The organism is Paenibacillus sp. 01L418, from assembly GCF_056400045.1.
Window position 1 is genome coordinate 1 of sequence record NZ_JBFTSN010000837.1, and the last position, 747, is coordinate 747.

Consider the following 747-nt stretch of genomic DNA (forward strand, 5'->3'; position numbering starts at 1 on the left):
CAGCTACACAACGAAATAGAGCATGGAATATATTTTATCTTTGAGATGGAATTGGTTTCAGGCGAATTAATTGTTGATGGTTCTGAGATTTCAAAAGTAGAGTTTAGACCTATAGATGATGTGCTTATCGATTCAAAGGTTGTAAGTTTAACACAAGAATTTATACGTTCATATAAAAATGTAGTATCAAACTCTGGCTTATCCAAGGTAAAGTCTATTATTCAAACGAACAATAAATACATTAATTATGATGCCTACACTTTATCATAAAATAATTAGGTACGTTACGCTAACGGGAAACTATAGTTGAACAAATAAGGAGCAGTTTGCTACATGGCAGCTGCTCCATTTCTTTGTTAAGCTAACGGGCAGGCTAGCGTAAACAAAATGATCAAAAGTATTAACCATACGTAGTTAATTACATTTCGGGATTAGCGCAATGATTTTCGGCAGCTTCGTTTGGTTAACGGGGGTAGTTTAAGTAAATGTAAATATTCACTTGCGAACTAGTGTTCGGTATAATAAACTTGATTCCATTACAAAAAGGAGATGTTGGATATGTATAAACACATTAAAGATTTTGCCGCAACTTGGCAGAATGAAACGGAAGCAACAATGCGGACACTGGAGATGCTGACCGACGAGTCTCTTGGCCAACAGATAACAAGCGATCATAGAACGCTTGGACGTGTTGCATGGCACCTTGTACAGACGTTGCACGAAATGCCATCTCGGACGGGACTGTCT

Annotated in this window: 2 protein-coding genes; both read left to right on the forward strand. The window is 37.5% G+C overall.

Features of this window, described 5'->3' with window-relative positions; genetic code table 11:
* Nucleotides 1-270 (forward strand): NUDIX hydrolase (locus AC1DSE_RS36030; RefSeq protein WP_477529212.1); only part of this gene is annotated, 270 nt, incomplete at its 5' end.
* Between the two features lie 288 nt (nt 271-558).
* Nucleotides 559-747: DinB family protein (locus AC1DSE_RS36035; RefSeq protein ID WP_477529213.1), on the forward strand; the 189-nt coding region annotated here is incomplete at its 3' end.